The organism is Glutamicibacter sp. BSL13, assembly GCF_052928425.1.
This window is the reverse complement of the sequence record NZ_JAVGCZ010000031.1, coordinates 17,893-32,918: the sequence shown is the minus strand read 5'-3', so window position 1 is coordinate 32,918 and position 15,026 is coordinate 17,893. Positions and strand designations below refer to the sequence as shown.

9 protein-coding genes are annotated in these 15,026 nt (G+C 67.6%); 7 read left to right on the top strand and 2 right to left on the bottom strand.

Features of this window, described 5'->3' with window-relative positions; translation table 11 throughout:
• The 3 genes from RCJ92_RS07860 to RCJ92_RS07850 all read left to right on the top strand — a co-directional run.
• On the top strand, nt 1-270 hold a 270-nt coding region (locus RCJ92_RS07860; RefSeq protein WP_446754264.1), incomplete at its 5' end, for a hypothetical protein.
• The gene (locus tag RCJ92_RS07855; RefSeq protein ID WP_446754263.1) at nt 267-3,470 is read left to right on the top strand and encodes an ATP-dependent helicase; all 3,204 of its coding nucleotides are present in this window, start codon (nt 267-269) and stop codon (nt 3,468-3,470) included. The genes RCJ92_RS07860 and RCJ92_RS07855, both read left to right, overlap by 4 nt.
• Entirely contained in the window at nt 3,467-6,820 is a 3,354-nt protein-coding gene (locus RCJ92_RS07850; RefSeq protein WP_446754262.1) for an ATP-dependent helicase, read from the top strand. Before RCJ92_RS07855 ends, RCJ92_RS07850 begins: the two co-directional genes overlap by 4 nt.
• 96 nt (nt 6,821-6,916) lie before the next feature.
• Here RCJ92_RS07850 and RCJ92_RS07845 read toward each other — a convergent pair whose 3' ends face one another.
• The gene (locus RCJ92_RS07845) at nt 6,917-8,197 is read right to left on the bottom strand and encodes a phosphotransferase (RefSeq protein WP_421013929.1); all 1,281 of its coding nucleotides are present in this window, start codon (nt 8,195-8,197) and stop codon (nt 6,917-6,919) included.
• A gap of 165 nt (nt 8,198-8,362) precedes the next feature.
• Between RCJ92_RS07845 and nudC the strand changes: the two genes are divergently transcribed.
• The 3 genes from nudC to RCJ92_RS07830 all read left to right on the top strand — a co-directional run bounded on the left by nudC (nt 8,363) and on the right by RCJ92_RS07830 (nt 12,178).
• Nucleotides 8,363-9,286 carry an NAD(+) diphosphatase gene (nudC, locus tag RCJ92_RS07840; protein WP_446754261.1) on the top strand — a complete coding sequence of 308 codons (924 nt, stop codon included), beginning with the start codon at nt 8,363-8,365 and terminating at the stop codon, nt 9,284-9,286.
• Nucleotides 9,283-11,391, top strand: coding sequence for an ATP-dependent DNA helicase UvrD2 (locus RCJ92_RS07835; protein ID WP_446754260.1), 2,109 nt, complete (start codon nt 9,283-9,285; stop codon nt 11,389-11,391). The genes nudC and RCJ92_RS07835 overlap by 4 nt, the downstream gene beginning before the upstream one ends.
• A 166-nt stretch (nt 11,392-11,557) precedes the next feature.
• Complete coding sequence (locus tag RCJ92_RS07830; protein ID WP_446754259.1) at nt 11,558-12,178, top strand: SprT-like domain-containing protein; 621 nt, start codon at nt 11,558-11,560, stop codon at nt 12,176-12,178.
• Nucleotides 12,179-12,290: 112 nt separating this feature from the next.
• Here the strand turns inward: RCJ92_RS07830 and RCJ92_RS07825 are convergent, their stop codons facing one another.
• Entirely contained in the window at nt 12,291-13,643 is a 1,353-nt protein-coding gene (locus tag RCJ92_RS07825) for a zinc-dependent metalloprotease (protein ID WP_446754258.1), read from the bottom strand.
• A 268-nt stretch (nt 13,644-13,911) separates the two neighbouring features.
• Between RCJ92_RS07825 and RCJ92_RS07820 the strand changes: the two genes are divergently transcribed.
• Complete coding sequence (locus RCJ92_RS07820; RefSeq protein WP_346921828.1) at nt 13,912-15,009, top strand: YlbL family protein; 1,098 nt, start codon at nt 13,912-13,914, stop codon at nt 15,007-15,009.
• Nucleotides 15,010-15,026: the final 17 nt, after the last annotated feature.

Here is a 15,026-nt window from a genome sequence, read left to right as displayed (position 1 = left end):
GGCAACATCACCGCATCCCTGCTGGAGCAGGCGCGCGCCCACTGGGATCAAGAGCGCATGCCCCGGCGCGGGGGCAGAGTGGATGTCGCCCGGGCCCGTTGGCAGCCCAATGACCGGCAGTGGCGCCAAATCCAGGAACTGTCCGCCAGCCTCGACGGGCCGCGGACCTCCAGGGCGGATGAAGAGCGGCCGCGCACCGACCCAGCCTTCGGGCAGCGGGCGGGCCGTGGAACCAAAACGTCGGAGCCGCGTGATGGGATGGAACCATGAGCGAATCGGCAGACACGGCAACGGGCACCCCAGAACTGCTGGATCACCTGGTCACCTCGCGCCAACCCTCACTGGTCGCCGGCGCCCCGGGAACCGGAAAGTCCACGTTGCTGGTTGAAGTCGCCGTGCAGCGCCTGCGTGCCGGGCTGGACCCGCTCTCCCTGCTGGTGCTGGCCCCCACCCGCAACACCGCCGCCATGTTGCGCAATGAACTTAGCGCACGGGCCGAGCAAACCTTTACCGAACCGGTGGTGCGCACCTGGTCCGCCTACGCCTTCGACCTGATTCGCCGCGCCCGGCTGCAGGGGCTGCTGCCCATGGTGGAGCGGGCCCCGCGCCTGCTCTCCGGGCCGGAACAGGACACCTTGCTCGGGCACCTGCTCGAAGGCCACGAACAGGGGCTGACCCCATCCCCGCCGTGGCCGGAGGAACTGCGCCTGGCGGTGGGCACCCGGGGTTTTCGCAAGGAGGTGCGTGAGTTCTTTGACCGGGTCTCCGAACTCGGCCTGGAACCGGACGACATCGCGCAGCTGGGGGAGCAGGCCGAACGCGGCGAATGGGTGGCCGCGGCCATGTTCTACCAGGAGTACCGGGATCTGCTGGACCTGGGCAGCGCCGAGGCCTTCGACCCGGCCGGGCTGATCACCCGGGCCGCGGAACTGCTGGAAGCCAACCCCGAATTCCTGGCCGCCGAACAGGATCAGCTGCAGCTGGTCCTGGTCGATGACCTGCAGGAGGCCAGCCTTTCCCAACACCGGCTGCTGACCCTGCTGGGGCGTGGCCGAAACCTGGTGGCCTTCGCCGCCCCCGACAATGTGGTGCAGGGGTTCCGCGGCGCCCGCGCCGCTGAGCTGGCACAGTTCACCCAGCGCTACTCAACGCCCCGCAACCCGGCTCGCATCTACGAACTGAAAACCAGCTACCGGATGGGCCCCGCCATCGCCCAGGCGTGGAAACGCGTGGTGCGCCGGGTCCCGGTGGCCGCCGGGCTGCACGGCCGAACCCTGGAGTTCGGCGAAGATCCCCACCCGGCAACGGTGCAAACGCATCTATTTGAAAACTCCACCCAGGAGGAGCGGTTCCTCGCCCAGCACATCGTGCACCTGAACCTCTACGAACACCGCCCCCTGGCGGAGATGGCGATCGTGGTGCGCACCGGCTCCCAGGTGCGCAATCTCAGCCGCTTCCTGGAAGGCCAGGGAATCGCGGTAACCACCCCTCCGGCGGAAGTGCCGCTGAAGGAGGAGAACGCGGTGCGCCCGCTGCTGGACCTGCTGGCGCTGGCGGTGAACCCCGAAGCCAACGAGGACCCGCTGCGCATGCAGTCGCTGCTGCTCTCCCGCTACGGGATGAGCACCGCGCTGGAAATCCGGCGGCTGCGCCAGCTGCTGCGCCAGAAGGACAGTGCCGGTGGAGGCCGGCGTTCGAGCCAGGAACTGCTCGAAGCCACCCTGCATGAACCGGAGCTGGCCCAGGACCTGGGCCCGGTGGCCCGTGGGCTGGAACGCCTCCTGGGCATGTACCAGCGCCTGCGCGAAGAACTGGCCACCGGCAACGCCACCCCGGAAACCGCCCTGTGGGCGTTGTGGGAGGCCAGCGGCCGGGCCGAGGCCTGGCGTACCGAGGCATTGGGCACCGGACCGGCGGCCCGCCGCGCCGACCACGACCTGGACGCGGTGCTCTCCGTGTTCCAGGCGGCTGAACGCTTCGTTGACCAGCTGCCCGGGGCCAGTGTCGAACAGTTCGTCGAACACATCCTGGAACAGGAGCTGCCCATGGACTCCCTGGCCAGCCGTTCGGCCAGCGACCAGACCGTCACGGTGCTGACCACCGCGGCAGCCGCCGGCCGGCAATGGCCGGTCGTGTTCGTCCCGGGGCTGCAGGAGGGCTCCTGGCCCAACCTGCGGCTGCGCGGTGAACTGCTCGGCTCCAACGCGCTGGCCGAGGCGGTGGAGCACGGGGTCGGTTTCCTTGGCACCCGCACCCCCAGCCGGCTGGTGCGCGAAATCCGCAACGACGAGCTGCGCTCCTTCTCCAACGCGATCTCCCGCGCCAGCCAGTCACTGATCTGCACCGCCGTGGCCAGCGAGGAACAGCAGCCCTCCTCCTTCCTGCAGATCATCGACCCCGCCGCGGACCAGCAGGGCAGCTACACCGCGGTGCCCCGGATCCGGTCCCTGCCCTCCCTGGTCGCCGAGCTGCGCTGCGAGGCCGAAAGCCACATCGCCGCCGCCATGGGCGCCTGGCAGCAGGACTCCTCCCAGACGGTCTCCGCGGTCGCCCAGGATGCGGTGGCGGTCCTGGGCCAGCTCACCGCGGCACAGCCGGCGGTGCGCGGGGCGGCCCCGGCCACCTGGTGGGGATTGGCGCCGCTGAGCACCCAGGCCCCGGTCTTCCCCCAGGACCAGCCCATCCGGGTCTCGCCCTCCAAGGTGGAGGCGGTGCATGCCTCGCCGCTGAACTGGTTCGTGCAGGCCGCCGGCGGGCAAAGCGCCGTGGACTTTGCCGCCTCGCTGGGCACCTTGATCCACTCCATCGCCGAGGAGCACCCCGACGCCGCCGGCAGCGAATACCTGAAGGTGCTCGATGAGCGGTGGCCGGAACTGGAAATGCCGAACAACTGGGAAGGCAGGCGCGACCATGACCGGGCCGAGGAGATGCTGAAGAAGCTGGCCCTGTACTCGCTGCAGATGCGCTCCGAGGGGCGCTCCCTGGTCGCCCGCGAACTGCCGTTCAACGTGCCGGTGCCCCATGAGGGGCGGGAGGTGGAACTGCGCGGGGTCATTGACCGCATCGAGGTGGACGGGCAGGGCCGGCCCTATGTGGTGGATTTGAAGACCGGGGCCCGGATGCCCTCCGCCAAGGACGCGCTAACCCACCCGCAGCTGGGCGTCTACCAGGCCGCCATCACGCTCGGGGCCCTGGACTCCACCCCCGAAACCAGCCACCTGCCGGCCGAACCGGCCGGGGCGGCCCTGGTGTTCGTGGGATCCAACACCAAAAAGCCGAGCCTGCGCACCCAGCAGGCCCCCACCGATGACTGGGCGCAGCAGCTGATCATCGAGGCCGCGGCCCTGATGGGCGACGCCGAGTTCGTGACCCGGCACGATGCCTCGCGCGGCGCCGGATTCTCCAGCGGGTGCGCCCTGCCAGACATCTGCCCCTTGTGCAGCGAAGGACGACAGGTGACCGAACCATGAGTGAGATCCGCTTTACCCCCGAAGAGCTCTCCGCCGCCCTGGGCGAACAGTTCCCGCCCACCGAACAGCAAAGCCGGATCATCTGCGCCCCGCTGGAACCGATGCTGGTCATCGCCGGGGCCGGGTCCGGGAAAACCAAGACCATGGCCGACAAGGTTGTCTGGCTGGTGGCCAACGAGCTGGTGCGCCCGGAGGAAGTGCTCGGGGTGACCTTCACCCGCAAGGCCGCCGGAGAACTGTCCGCCCGCATCCGCGCGAAGATCGCCGCGCTGGTGAACACCGGCCTGCTGGATGGGCAGACCACCGAGGACTACCTGGACCCGTCCGTGTCCACCTACCATTCCTACGCGAACACGCTCGTGCAAGACTACGGGCTGCGCCTGGGCATTGAAGAGGACAGCGCCCTGCTGGGGGCCGCCCAATCCTGGGAATTGGCCAGCGAGGTGCTTGAGGCCTACACCGGGGACTACGAACACCTGGGCAGCGCCACCAGCACCCTGATCAACGCGATCGTCAGCTTCTCCTCCGAGGCCTCCGAACACCTGGTGGGCACCGCGCAGGCCGAAGCCTGGCTGCGGGACCTGGAGCAGCGGCTGCGCCACCTGCCCATGTACCCGGACAAGGACAAGGCGCAGACCGCGGTCGCCGGCAAACTCATCGACAAGATCGCCTCGCGGGCCACCATCGCCGAACTCAGCCAGCGCTACGCCGAGGAGAAGGCGCGGCGCGGGGTCATGGACTACGGGGACCTGGTCGCCCACGCCGCACGCATCGCCGAGCAGATCCCGGCCGCAGCGGTGGCCGAACGCTCCAAGTACAAGGTGGTGCTGCTTGACGAGTTCCAGGACACCTCCCACGCCCAGATGGTGCTCTTCTCCCAGCTCTTCGGCGACGGACACCCGGTCACCGCGGTGGGGGACCCGAACCAGTCCATCTACGGTTTCCGCGGAGCCAGCGCCGGACAGCTCTTCCACTTTCCCAACGAATTTCCCATCGTCGAGCCGGACGGGCAGCGGCGCAACGCCCACGTGCGCCACCTGACGATCGCCTGGCGCAACACGGTCAACGTGCTGCAGGCGGCCAACCTGGTCTCCGGCAGCGGACAGCAGGCTCCCGGCCCGGTGGCTGTCAAACCGCTGGAGGCCTCCGCCCACGCCCAGCCCGGGCGGGTGGTGCTCAACCGCTGTGCGACCGACCGGCAGGAAGCCGAAGCGATCGCCCAAACGATCGAGACAGAAATCCTCCAGCGCCGCTCCGCAGGCCAGGAGACCACCGCTGCGGTGCTCAGCCGCAACCGCGCCCAGCTGGGCCTGATGGCCCAGGTGCTTTCCGAGAAGGAAATCCCGTACCAGCTGGTGGGGCTCTCCGGGCTGTTGAGCACCCCGGAAGTCAACGACCTGGTCTCCTGTCTGCACGTGCTGGTGGACCCGCTGCGCAGCGACAAGCTGATGCGGCTGCTGGCCGGCGCCCGCTGGCGCATCGGCCCGGCGGACCTGATGGCCTTCGCCGACTGGTCCCGTTTCCTGGCCCGGCGCCGTGAACACGCCCTGACCGGAACCCTCGAAGCGCAGCTGCTGGTGCAGGACGCGCAAGAAGATGAGCAAACCCTGGCCCGGGCGGAGGTCAACGACGCCGCGAGCCTGATTGAGGCGCTGGACTTCCTGCCGCCGGCTGGCTGGACCAGCGCCGATGGGAGGACACTGAGCGAGAGCGGGTACCTGCGGCTGAGCAGCCTGCGTGATGAACTGCGCCGGCTGCGGCTGCTGGCAAACGACGACCTCGAGGCCCTGGTCAGGGAAATTGAGCGCGCCATGAACCTGGACATCGAGGTCGCGGCCCGGCCCTGGGTGGAGCCAGGGCAGCGGCGGGCCAACCTGGACGCTTTTGCCGATGTCATCAAGGATTACTGCCGCCACGCGCCGCAGGCGGACCTGACCGGGTTCCTGTACTGGCTGGAGCAGGCGGCCGACAAGGAGAAGGGGCTGCCGCTGCCGGCCCAGGACGCCGACCCAAACAGCGTGCAGCTGCTGACCATCCACGCCTCCAAGGGACTGGAATGGGACATCGTGGCGGTGATGTCAATGAATGAGGGCGTGTTCCCGGACCGCACCTCGGACCGCTGGACCAGCGGGGACGCGGCCCTGCCCTGGCCGCTGCGCGGTGACCGCCGTGACCTGCCGCAGTGGGACACCGACCAGGCCTCCTTTTTTGAGCTGCTCGAAGCCGAGAAGCAGTTCGCCGCCGACGTGGCAGAGCACAATGAACAGGAAGAACGCCGTCTGGCCTATGTGGCGCTGACCCGTGCTAAATCGCTGCTGATCTGCAGCTGCAGCGTCTGGTACGGGACCCGCACCAAACCCTCAAGCCCATCGATCTTCATAGAGCAGCTGCTGCCGCTGGCCGAGGGCCCTACCCCTGGGGCCGAGATCGGGGTGTGGGTGCAGGACGAGCATGCGCCGGAAGCCAACCCAACCCGCTCCCAACCGGTTGAGGCGCGCTGGCCCTACGACCCTTTGCAGGGGCCGGAGGTCACCGGGGGCAACCCACGCACCGCCTACCCGTACTCGCGCCGCGAAGTCCTGCAGACCATGGCCGAGGGGGTGCTGGGGGCGGCCCAAACCCCGCAGGAGGCGGTGATGCAGACCGAGCAGGGCCAGGCCTGGGCGGAGGAGGCCGCACGGCTGCTCGCCCAACGCCAGTTCGCCGCCCAGCAGGAGCACGGTGTGCACAAGCCCGAACACGTGCGGGCCTCCCTGTTTGTGGAATTGGCCGAGAACCCGCAGGAGGTGCTGGAGAACCTGCGCCGCCCGGTGCCGCGGCGCCCCGGCATGGCGGCACGACGCGGTACCGCGTTCCACGCCTGGCTAGAGGAATACTACGAACAGACCCAGATGCTGGACCTGGGGGAGATCCTGGAACCGGCCGACGCGCTGATCGACGACACCCTGGACCTGGAGGGGATGAAGCAGGCGTTCCGGCAAAGCGAATGGGCCGAACGCCAACCGGTGCACGTGGAAGTGCCCCTGGAAACCCGCATCGGGGATATTGCGGTGCGCGGCCGGATCGATGCGGTGTTCCGCACCGCTGAGGGGCATTGGCTGCTGGTGGACTGGAAGACCGGGCACGTGCCCAGCGGCAAGTCATTGAAGGACAAACTGGTGCAGCTGGCCGTGTACCGGTTGGGCTGGTCACGCCTGCACGGGATTCCGCTGGAGGAAATCCAGGCCGCCTTCTACTATGTGGGGGCCGGGATCACCATCCACGCCCAGCAGCTGCAGTCCGAAGCGGAGCTGGAACAGATGATCGGCGCCGCGTTCGAGCAGCTGGACGAACCAACCCGGCAGGGCTGAACCAAGCAGCATTCAACCCGACAGGGGTAACGCCACGGGCCCCGGCCGCAGCAGCATCCACGGGTGCCGCCGCGGCCGGGGCCCGTGAGCCATGACCTATTTTGTCGAATCCTGCTCCGGTGCCGGGGGCTGCTTGGCCGCGGTGGAGCCGGTGTGGGTTCCGCCGGTTTCGGGGGCCACAGTTTCCTGCTGGTCCGCCTCCCGGCCCGTTTCGGTCTCATCCTTGGCTGCCTCATCCTTGGCTGCCTCATCTTTGGCTGCCTCATCGGCCCCGGCCGGCTGGGCCTGCGCAGGCTCGGGCAGCTTGGAGACCCGTTGGGAGGAATCCGGCGCGCTGGCGGTGTTTGAATCCTCGCCGTGCGCGGTGCTGCCCTGCTCGTTGGCCGGGTCCTGCTCCTGCTGCGGCTTGCCGAACACGGAGCTGACCGGTCGCGGCTCCTCAACCACGGACAGCGGCTGGCCGCCGTACTCGGCGATGTTCTCATCCAGCTCGTGCAGCATCTGCTCGGCGTCGTCGATGCGTTCATCGTCCTTCGAATCCAGGGACTTCACCAGCCACTGGGCCAGGGCGAACTCGGCGTTCAGCGCCGCGCGGCGCATGATGTGCGGGTCGGCCTTGTCGGCGCGGGCCTGCATGTATGCGGCAAACACCTTGTCGCCGAACTCGTGATCCTCCACCGCCGAAAGCCAGGCGAAGTCCTCGGCCGGGTCGCCCACATGCAGGTCGGTCCACCCCTTCACGGCGGTGATGCGACTGCCCAGCACCTGCAGCTGCTCCTCATCGAAGGAGCCGTGGACCACCGCGGCATTAAACCGCCACAGCGACACGTCTTCCATCGCGTGCTCCCAACGGCGCAGCAGCCGGCTGGGAACCTTGCCGGTGGCGGCGGCGGTGTCCAGTTCGTTGAGCTTGCGCTGGCGCACCTCGTCGGCCGTGTAGGTGGGCAGCCCGGCGACCTCCACCGATTCATCCGGGATCTTGTGGATCGCGGCCATCGTGTTGCCCAGCTCCCGGGCCAGCGGTTCACCCAGCTGCACCAGGTCCTCCAGCATCACCCCGTGTCCGGGCAGGTCCTTGTAGACGAAGGTGCGCAGCGGTCCCTGGCGGACGGTGCCGGCTATCGCCGGCAGCGCGAAGGGCAGCGCGGCGCGGACCTTGGCCGAAAAAGCGCGCAGCGCCGACAGCTCGGCCTCCAAGCGCATGCTGGCCTCATCGTGTTTGGGCGAACGCACCCGCCAACGGTTTTTCTTGTCGTCGATGAGCAGCGCCGAATCAAAATCTTCGGGGTCATCGGACAACGCAGCGTAGCCAACCGGGCAGAGACCGGGCACTGCTGCGGTGGCAATTGCGGCGAGTTCCATGGCAGAGCGTTTCACATGTTCCACCGTAAACTACCGGCACAGTGCTGATGGCCAAAGACTCACGGTATGTCACCGCAAATCGGTGGGCCCCGTGTGGCCCTGGGGGAAGCAGGGTGGGGTCGCCCACACTCCGGGGCCCGCGGCCACCCGTATTTTGACAGCACGCCTAAAGTTGTAGATATGGCGCTTGCAGAGAAATACCACCTGCCCCTGGAGGACCTGAGCTTCGCGGAGGCCCGGTTCGAACGGCAGATTATCGAATATGATGAACCGGATCTGCTGCAACAGGTTCTGCAACGTGAGAGCACCCTGGTCATGAGCATGGTCGAGGGCAGGGCCCTGGCCGATGCCGGCGGGCTGGCGCTGGTGCCTGGCCCATCCTCCACCCTGCCCGAGGGCGGGGAGTACATCTACCTGGGGCGCGCGGCGCAGCACGACTACGTGGTGGCCCTGCTGCCGCAGCAGATGGCCCCGGCCCACCACGAGCAGCTGGACCTGCGCACCGCGTTCACCCAACTGCGGCCCGAACACCAGCACCTGATGCTAATCGCCCAGGCGATCACCAACTGGCGGCGCAGCTACAACTTCTGCCCCGAATGCGGTTCCCCCGTGCACCCCACCACGGCCGGGTGGGTGCTTAAATGCGTGAAGAACGGGCATGAGCTCTTTCCCCGCACCGACCCGGCGGTGATCGTGGCCATCATCGATGACCAGGACCGGATCCTGCTCGGGGCCAACGCCCGCTGGAACACGACCGTGTACTCGGTGCTGGCCGGCTTCGTTGAGGCCGGGGAATCCTGCGAATCGGCGGTGCGGCGCGAGGTCTTCGAGGAATCCGGGGTGCGCGTTGATGAATGCCACTACCGCGGCTCCCAGCCCTGGCCGCTGCCGCGCTCGCTGATGCTTGGCTATACGGCGCACGCCCAAACCACCGACCTGGTGCCCGACGGACTGGAAATCCTGGACCTGCGCTGGTTCTCCCGGGCGGAACTGGGCCGGGAACTGGCCGCCGGCAGCATCCAGATCCCGCGCGGGGTCTCCATTGCCCACGCCCTGATCCGCGACTGGTACGGCCAGCCCCTGCCGGAGGCGGGCGCCCGATGAGCGAGCAGTCCAGCGTGAGCCCGGATCTGCTGGCGGGCCTGGACGCCGAGCAGCGCCGTGCGGCCGAAAGCCTGACCGGACCGCTGTGCATCCTGGCCGGGGCGGGCACCGGCAAGACCCGGGCAATCACCCACCGCATCGCCCACGGGGTCTATACGGGGGTGTACCAGCCCAACACCGTGCTGGCCCTGACCTTCACCACCCGTGCCGCAGCGGAGATGCGCACCCGGCTGCGCCACCTGGGCGCCAACGGGGTGCAGACCCGCACCTTCCATGCTGCGGCGCTGCGCCAGCTGCAGTACTTCTGGCCGCAATCCATTGGCGGCACCCTGCCGAACCTGATTGAGCACAAGGCGCCGTTGGTGGCCGAAAGCGCGCGCCGGTTGCGCATTTCCAGCGACCGGGCGATGGTGCGCGACCTGGCCTCCGAAATTGAGTGGGCGAAGGTCTCGATGCATTCGGTGGAAACCTACGCCAAGGTGGTCGAGGGCCGGGAGCTGCCCAACGGGCTGGAGCCGGTGACGATGGTGCGCATCTTCCAGACCTATGAGGAGCTGAAGGACGACCGCCAGGTCATCGACTTTGAAGACGTCCTGATGCTCACCGCCGCCATCCTGGAGGACGATGAGAAGGTCGCGGCCAGCGTGCGTGCCCAGTACCGGCACTTCGTGGTGGATGAGTACCAGGACGTTTCCCCGCTGCAGCAGCGCCTGCTGGATTTGTGGCTGGGGGAGCGGCGGGACATCTGCGTGGTGGGAGACGCTTCCCAGACCATCTACTCGTTCACCGGGGCGACCTCCGACTACCTGCTGAAGTTCCGCCAACGCTACCCGGAGGCTGACGTGGTCAAGCTGGTGCGCGACTACCGTTCCACCCCCGAAGTGGTGGCCCTGGCCAACAAGATCCTGGCCACGCGCCGCATTGAAACCTCCGTGCCGGACCGCACGGTCACCTGGCCTGAACCCCTGGAGCTGATCGCCCAGCGCGAGCACGGCCCGGAGCCGGAGTTCTTCGAGGCCAGTGATGACGCGCACGAGGCGGAGGAAGTCGCCCAGCGGATCAAGGCACTGCTGGGCAACGGCCAGGACGTCAGTGAAATCGCCATCCTGTACCGCACCAACGGCCAGTCCGAGGCCTTCGAACAGGCCCTGACCGCACACTCCATCCCGTACGTGATGCGCGGCGCCGAACGCTTCTTCTCCCGCACCGAGGTCAAGGAGGGGATGCTCGCGCTGCGCGCGGCCCTGCACGTGGAATCGGAGATCCCGGCACCCCAGATGGTGCGCGACGTGCTTTCCTCCCACGGCTACGCCCCCCAGCCGCCGGCGGCCGGCGGGGCCCAACGCCAACGCTGGGAATCGCTCTCGGCGCTGGTGCGTCTGGCCGACGACATGGCCGCCGCCCGCGAACAGGGAGGCGAGCAGATTACCCTGCGGGAGATCATCACCGAACTTGAGGAGCGCGCCGCCACCCAGCACGCGCCCACGCTGAACGGGGTCACCCTGGCCTCCTTCCATGCGGCCAAGGGCCTGGAATGGGATGTGGTCTTCTTGGCCGGGCTCAGTGACGGGCTGGTGCCGATCACCTATGCCAAGGACCAGGCCGGCTACGACGAGGAACGGCGACTGCTGTACGTGGGGATCACCAGGGCCCGGCTGCAGCTGTTCCTCTCCTGGTCGTTGGCCCGCACACCAGGAGGACGCGCCCACCGCCAGCCCTCACGCTTCCTGGACGGGATCCGCGCCGTGCCGCATTCCTCGGCCCGCCAGCCAAGCCGGCGGCGCAAGGAACAGAAACTGACGCCGGCCGTGTGCCGGGAATGCGGCTCGTTCCTCAGCAACGCCCGTGAACGCAAGCTGCGCCGGTGCTCGGACTGTCCGGCCGCCTACGACGAGCAGCTCTTTGAGACACTGCGCGGCTGGCGCAGTGAGGTGTCCCAGGCGAACTCGGTTCCCGCGTTCGTGGTGTTCACCGATTCAACGCTGATGGCCATTGCTGAGGACAAACCCGGTACGCTACAGGAGCTGGGCCGGATTTCCGGGGTGGGCAAATCCAAACTTGAACGCTACGGGCAGGCCGTGCTGGACCTGGTGAACCAGGGCTGAGAGCCGCCGGCCCGTACCGTGATGCGGTAACGCGCTGCGGGGCGCGGGGCCAGCCGGTCTATCCCCAACCGGTGACCCGCATCGCCCGGGGCGGTGAGTGCGGGCCTAGGGTGGGGATTCCACGTCCGGCAGCCCGGGCACGAACTTCTAGAATCGGAGGCTTGGCATGCCAGCGCATCCCACCACAGTGGATTTCTATGCCGAGGATGACATCCCGGTACGCATCGTGCGTTCCACCAAACGACGCAAGACCGTCTCCTCCCAGTGGAAGGATGACCGCTTTGTCGTCTCGGTCCCGGCGGCATTGACCGAATCGGCCGAACGCACCTTTGTCGAGGAGATGCTCAAGAAGTTCCGTCAGCGCAAGCGCACCACCGACTGGGCGCTAAGTGATGAGGCGTTGATGCAGCGGGCCATAGCCCTGGACCGGCACTACACCGGGGGTTTGGCCGCACCGGTCTCGGTGCGCTGGGTCAGCAACCAGACCAAGCGCTGGGGTTCGGCGACCGTGTACGAGCGCCGCATCCGGCTCTCCACGCGCCTGCAGTACATGCCGCAATGGGTTCAGGACTATGTGCTGGTGCACGAACTGTGCCACCTGGTGGAACCGGCGGACGGGCACGGCCCGCGCTTCAACGAGCTGCTGAACCGTTTCGAGCGGCGGCGCGAAGCCGACGAATACCTCAAGGCCTTTAGCGCCGGCTACCGGGCCCACGCCCGGGAGATGGGGCGCCCGGATGATCAGCTCGAGGACCTGGATGAGGGTGGGGACCTGGAGCACCGCTAAGCGCTCCGCCGGCGCTCGCCGTCCTTCCGGGGCTGCATCCCTTGAGAAACGGGCCGGGCCCCGACGACCACGGTCGTCGGGGCCCAGCCCGTGATCGAATGAGGCGGTCTGGCTACGGCTTCGGCTCCTGCGGGCCGTCAGGGTCTTCTGGATCCTGCGGATCATCGGTGGCCTCAAAACCGCCGTCGAGCAGCTTGCCCAGCTGGGCGTCAAAGTCCTCGAACTCCGACGCCGCGGTCTCCCGGCGGCTGGTGAAGCTGGCCGGATCATCAAGATCCTCGGCGGTGGGCATCAGGTCCGGGTGACCCCAGACCGCGTCACGGCCCTCGGTACCGCGTTCGGCATCCAGGTGCTCCCACAGGGCGGTGGCCTCGCGCAGGCGGCGGGGACGCAGCTCCAGGCCCACCAGGGAGGCGAACGTGTTCTCCGCCGGCCCGCCCGAGGCACGGCGGCGACGGAAGGTTTCTCGCAGGTGCTCGGAGAACGGCAGGTTCTTCGCGGCCAGGGAGACCACATGGTCCACCCAGCCCTCGATGAGCGCCAGGGTCAGTTCCAGGTTCTTCAGCGCCCGTTCCTGCGCCTCGGTGCGCTGCGGGGTGAACAGGCCCTCGCCGAGCATCTGCTGCAGGGACTCCGGGTTTGACGGGTCGACATCGCGCACCGCCTCTTCGATGCGGGACATGTCGATGTGGATGCCCCGAGCGTAGCTTTCCACCGCGCCGATCAGCTTCGAGGACAGCCACGGGACCCGCTGGAACAGGCGCACATGGGCGGCCTCACGCAGCACCACGTACAGCAGGATTTCCTGCTCCGGGATCTCCAGCCCCTCGCCAAAGGCCTGCACGTTGGTGGCCACCAGCCCCGGGGTATTCCCCGCCAGGGGCAGACCAATGTCCGTGCCGCCCAACACGTCCTTGGCCAGGGTGCCCAGCGCGGTGCCCAGCTGGGCACCGAACATGCTGCCGCCCAGGTTGCGGAAGATCTGGTCGGAATTGCCCAGCATGCCCTTGATCTGTTCGGGCAGCTGCTCCTGCATCGAGGAGGTGATCGCCTTGATCACCGATTCGGCGATCGGCTCGGTCAGCTGCTTCCAGGTGCCCAGGGTCTTGTCGAACCACTTGCGGCGGGTCCACGCCTCCAGCGGCATGCCGGTGCCTTCAAAGACGGTCGCGTTATCCAGCCACATGCCGGCCAGGTGGGAGGCGTCGGCGATGGCGCTGCGCCGCGATTCGCTCACGGCCGGGTCTTCGCTGGCGTAGGCCTGCAGCGCGGTGTCCGAAGCCAGCTTCCAATTCACCGAGCCCTCGGCGGGATTGGACTGCATCATCGCCGACATGAAGGCCTGGGCCTGTTGCATCATCTGCTGCATTGCCGCGGGATTGTTCGCCTGGTCGCCCAGCGCGGCCCGCAACTGCGGTGGAAGATTGTTGGGATCGAATCCACCACCGAAGAGTTGTCCAAACATCGCAGCAAAAGGATCCTGTGGGTCATTCTCGTCGTCCGACCCGTGCGGTCGATTATTTGGTGGGTTCTGTGCCATGTAATAAAAGTACCCGTTCGAGCTGAGCGTTGACATAGATCCACGCACCAGTTCGCTTTCGGCACACCGAATATACCTCTGTGTGCGGATGAAGTTCCCTGGGCTTATTCAGTAGGCTAGGAGTGGTCGTTTGTCCCCAAATGGCCGAGCCACAACTTTTATGTCCGCGGCGGGAGCGACTTACGTGCAAGAGATGGAACCACTGCCAGGAGCTGACCCAGCCCAAACGCGGGAATCCGCAACCACCAGCTCCCCTCGGCCGCGCGGCACCATCGCCGGAACCATTGCGCTGCTGCTGGTGGCGGTGATTTCCTTCCTGCCCACCAACTTTGTGGTCGAATCACCGGGTCCGGTGGTCAACACGCTGGGCGAGCTGGACGGACATCAGCTGTTGAGCATCAAGGACGCCCAGACCTTTGAGACCGAAAGCCAGTTGGACATGACCACGGTCTACGTCCAGGGTGGCGGGCAGCACCGGGTGACCGTCCCGGTGATCCTGGAGGCGTTGGTGAATCCCACCAAGGACGTGGTGCAGGAAGAGACCGTGCTGCCGCGCGGGGTGACCAGCGATGAGCTGAGCCAGCAGAACGATTCGCTGATGGCCTCCAGCCAGGAGCTGTCGGTGGCCGCGGCCCTGAATGAACTGCAGATCCCCTTCACAACCACCCTGCAGGTGGTGGGCTTCGGCGATCCGCTCAACCAGGGCGCCCTGCGTGAGGGGGACGAACTGGAGAAGATCAACGGTGAACCCATCAAGGACCTGGCCCAGCTGAAGCAGGCCCTGACCCGCCAGGGGACAAAGCCGTCCACACTGACCGTCAAGCGTGAGGGCCAATCGGTGGACGAAGAGGTGAGCACCGCCGCGGCCGAGGACGGGACCCGGCAAATTGGCGTGTTCCTGAAGCCGGAATACACCTTCCCCATGGACGTGAACTTCGGGGTGGAGGACATCGGGGGACCCAGCGCCGGGATGATGTTCGCCCTGGCCATCATCGACCAGCTCACCGAAGGCTCCCTGGCCGGGGACACCCACGTGGCCGGCACCGGGGCGATCACCGATGACGGCAAGGTCGAACCCATTGGCGGGATCGCGCAGAAGATGGCCGCCGCCCAGCGCGCCGGCGCCGAGGTGTTCCTGGCCCCGGCCGATAACTGCCCCGACGTGCAGGACCGGGTCCCCAAGGACCTGGACGTGGTGAAGGTGTCCACCCTGGCCGAGGCCCGCCAGGCCCTGAGCCGCATCGCCTCGGGAACCGACCCGCAGCAGCTGCCCACCTGCACCTTGAAGTGAGCCCCGCGGCGGGTTCC

Bases quoted from the DNA above. Each gene is read 5' to 3' on its own strand.
- RCJ92_RS07855 (WP_446754263.1), top strand. From the start codon at position 267: ATGAGCGAATCGGCAGACACGGCAACGGGCACCCCAGAACTGCTGGAT.
- RCJ92_RS07850 (WP_446754262.1), top strand. From the start codon at position 3,467: ATGAGTGAGATCCGCTTTACCCCCGAAGAGCTCTCCGCCGCCCTGGGC.
- RCJ92_RS07825 (WP_446754258.1), bottom strand. From the start codon at position 13,643: ATGTTTGGACAACTCTTCGGTGGTGGATTCGATCCCAACAATCTTCCA.
- RCJ92_RS07830 (WP_446754259.1), top strand. From the start codon at position 11,558: ATGCCAGCGCATCCCACCACAGTGGATTTCTATGCCGAGGATGACATC.
- RCJ92_RS07835 (WP_446754260.1), top strand. From the start codon at position 9,283: ATGAGCGAGCAGTCCAGCGTGAGCCCGGATCTGCTGGCGGGCCTGGAC.
- nudC (WP_446754261.1), top strand. From the start codon at position 8,363: ATGGCGCTTGCAGAGAAATACCACCTGCCCCTGGAGGACCTGAGCTTC.
- RCJ92_RS07820 (WP_346921828.1), top strand. From the start codon at position 13,912: ATGGAACCACTGCCAGGAGCTGACCCAGCCCAAACGCGGGAATCCGCA.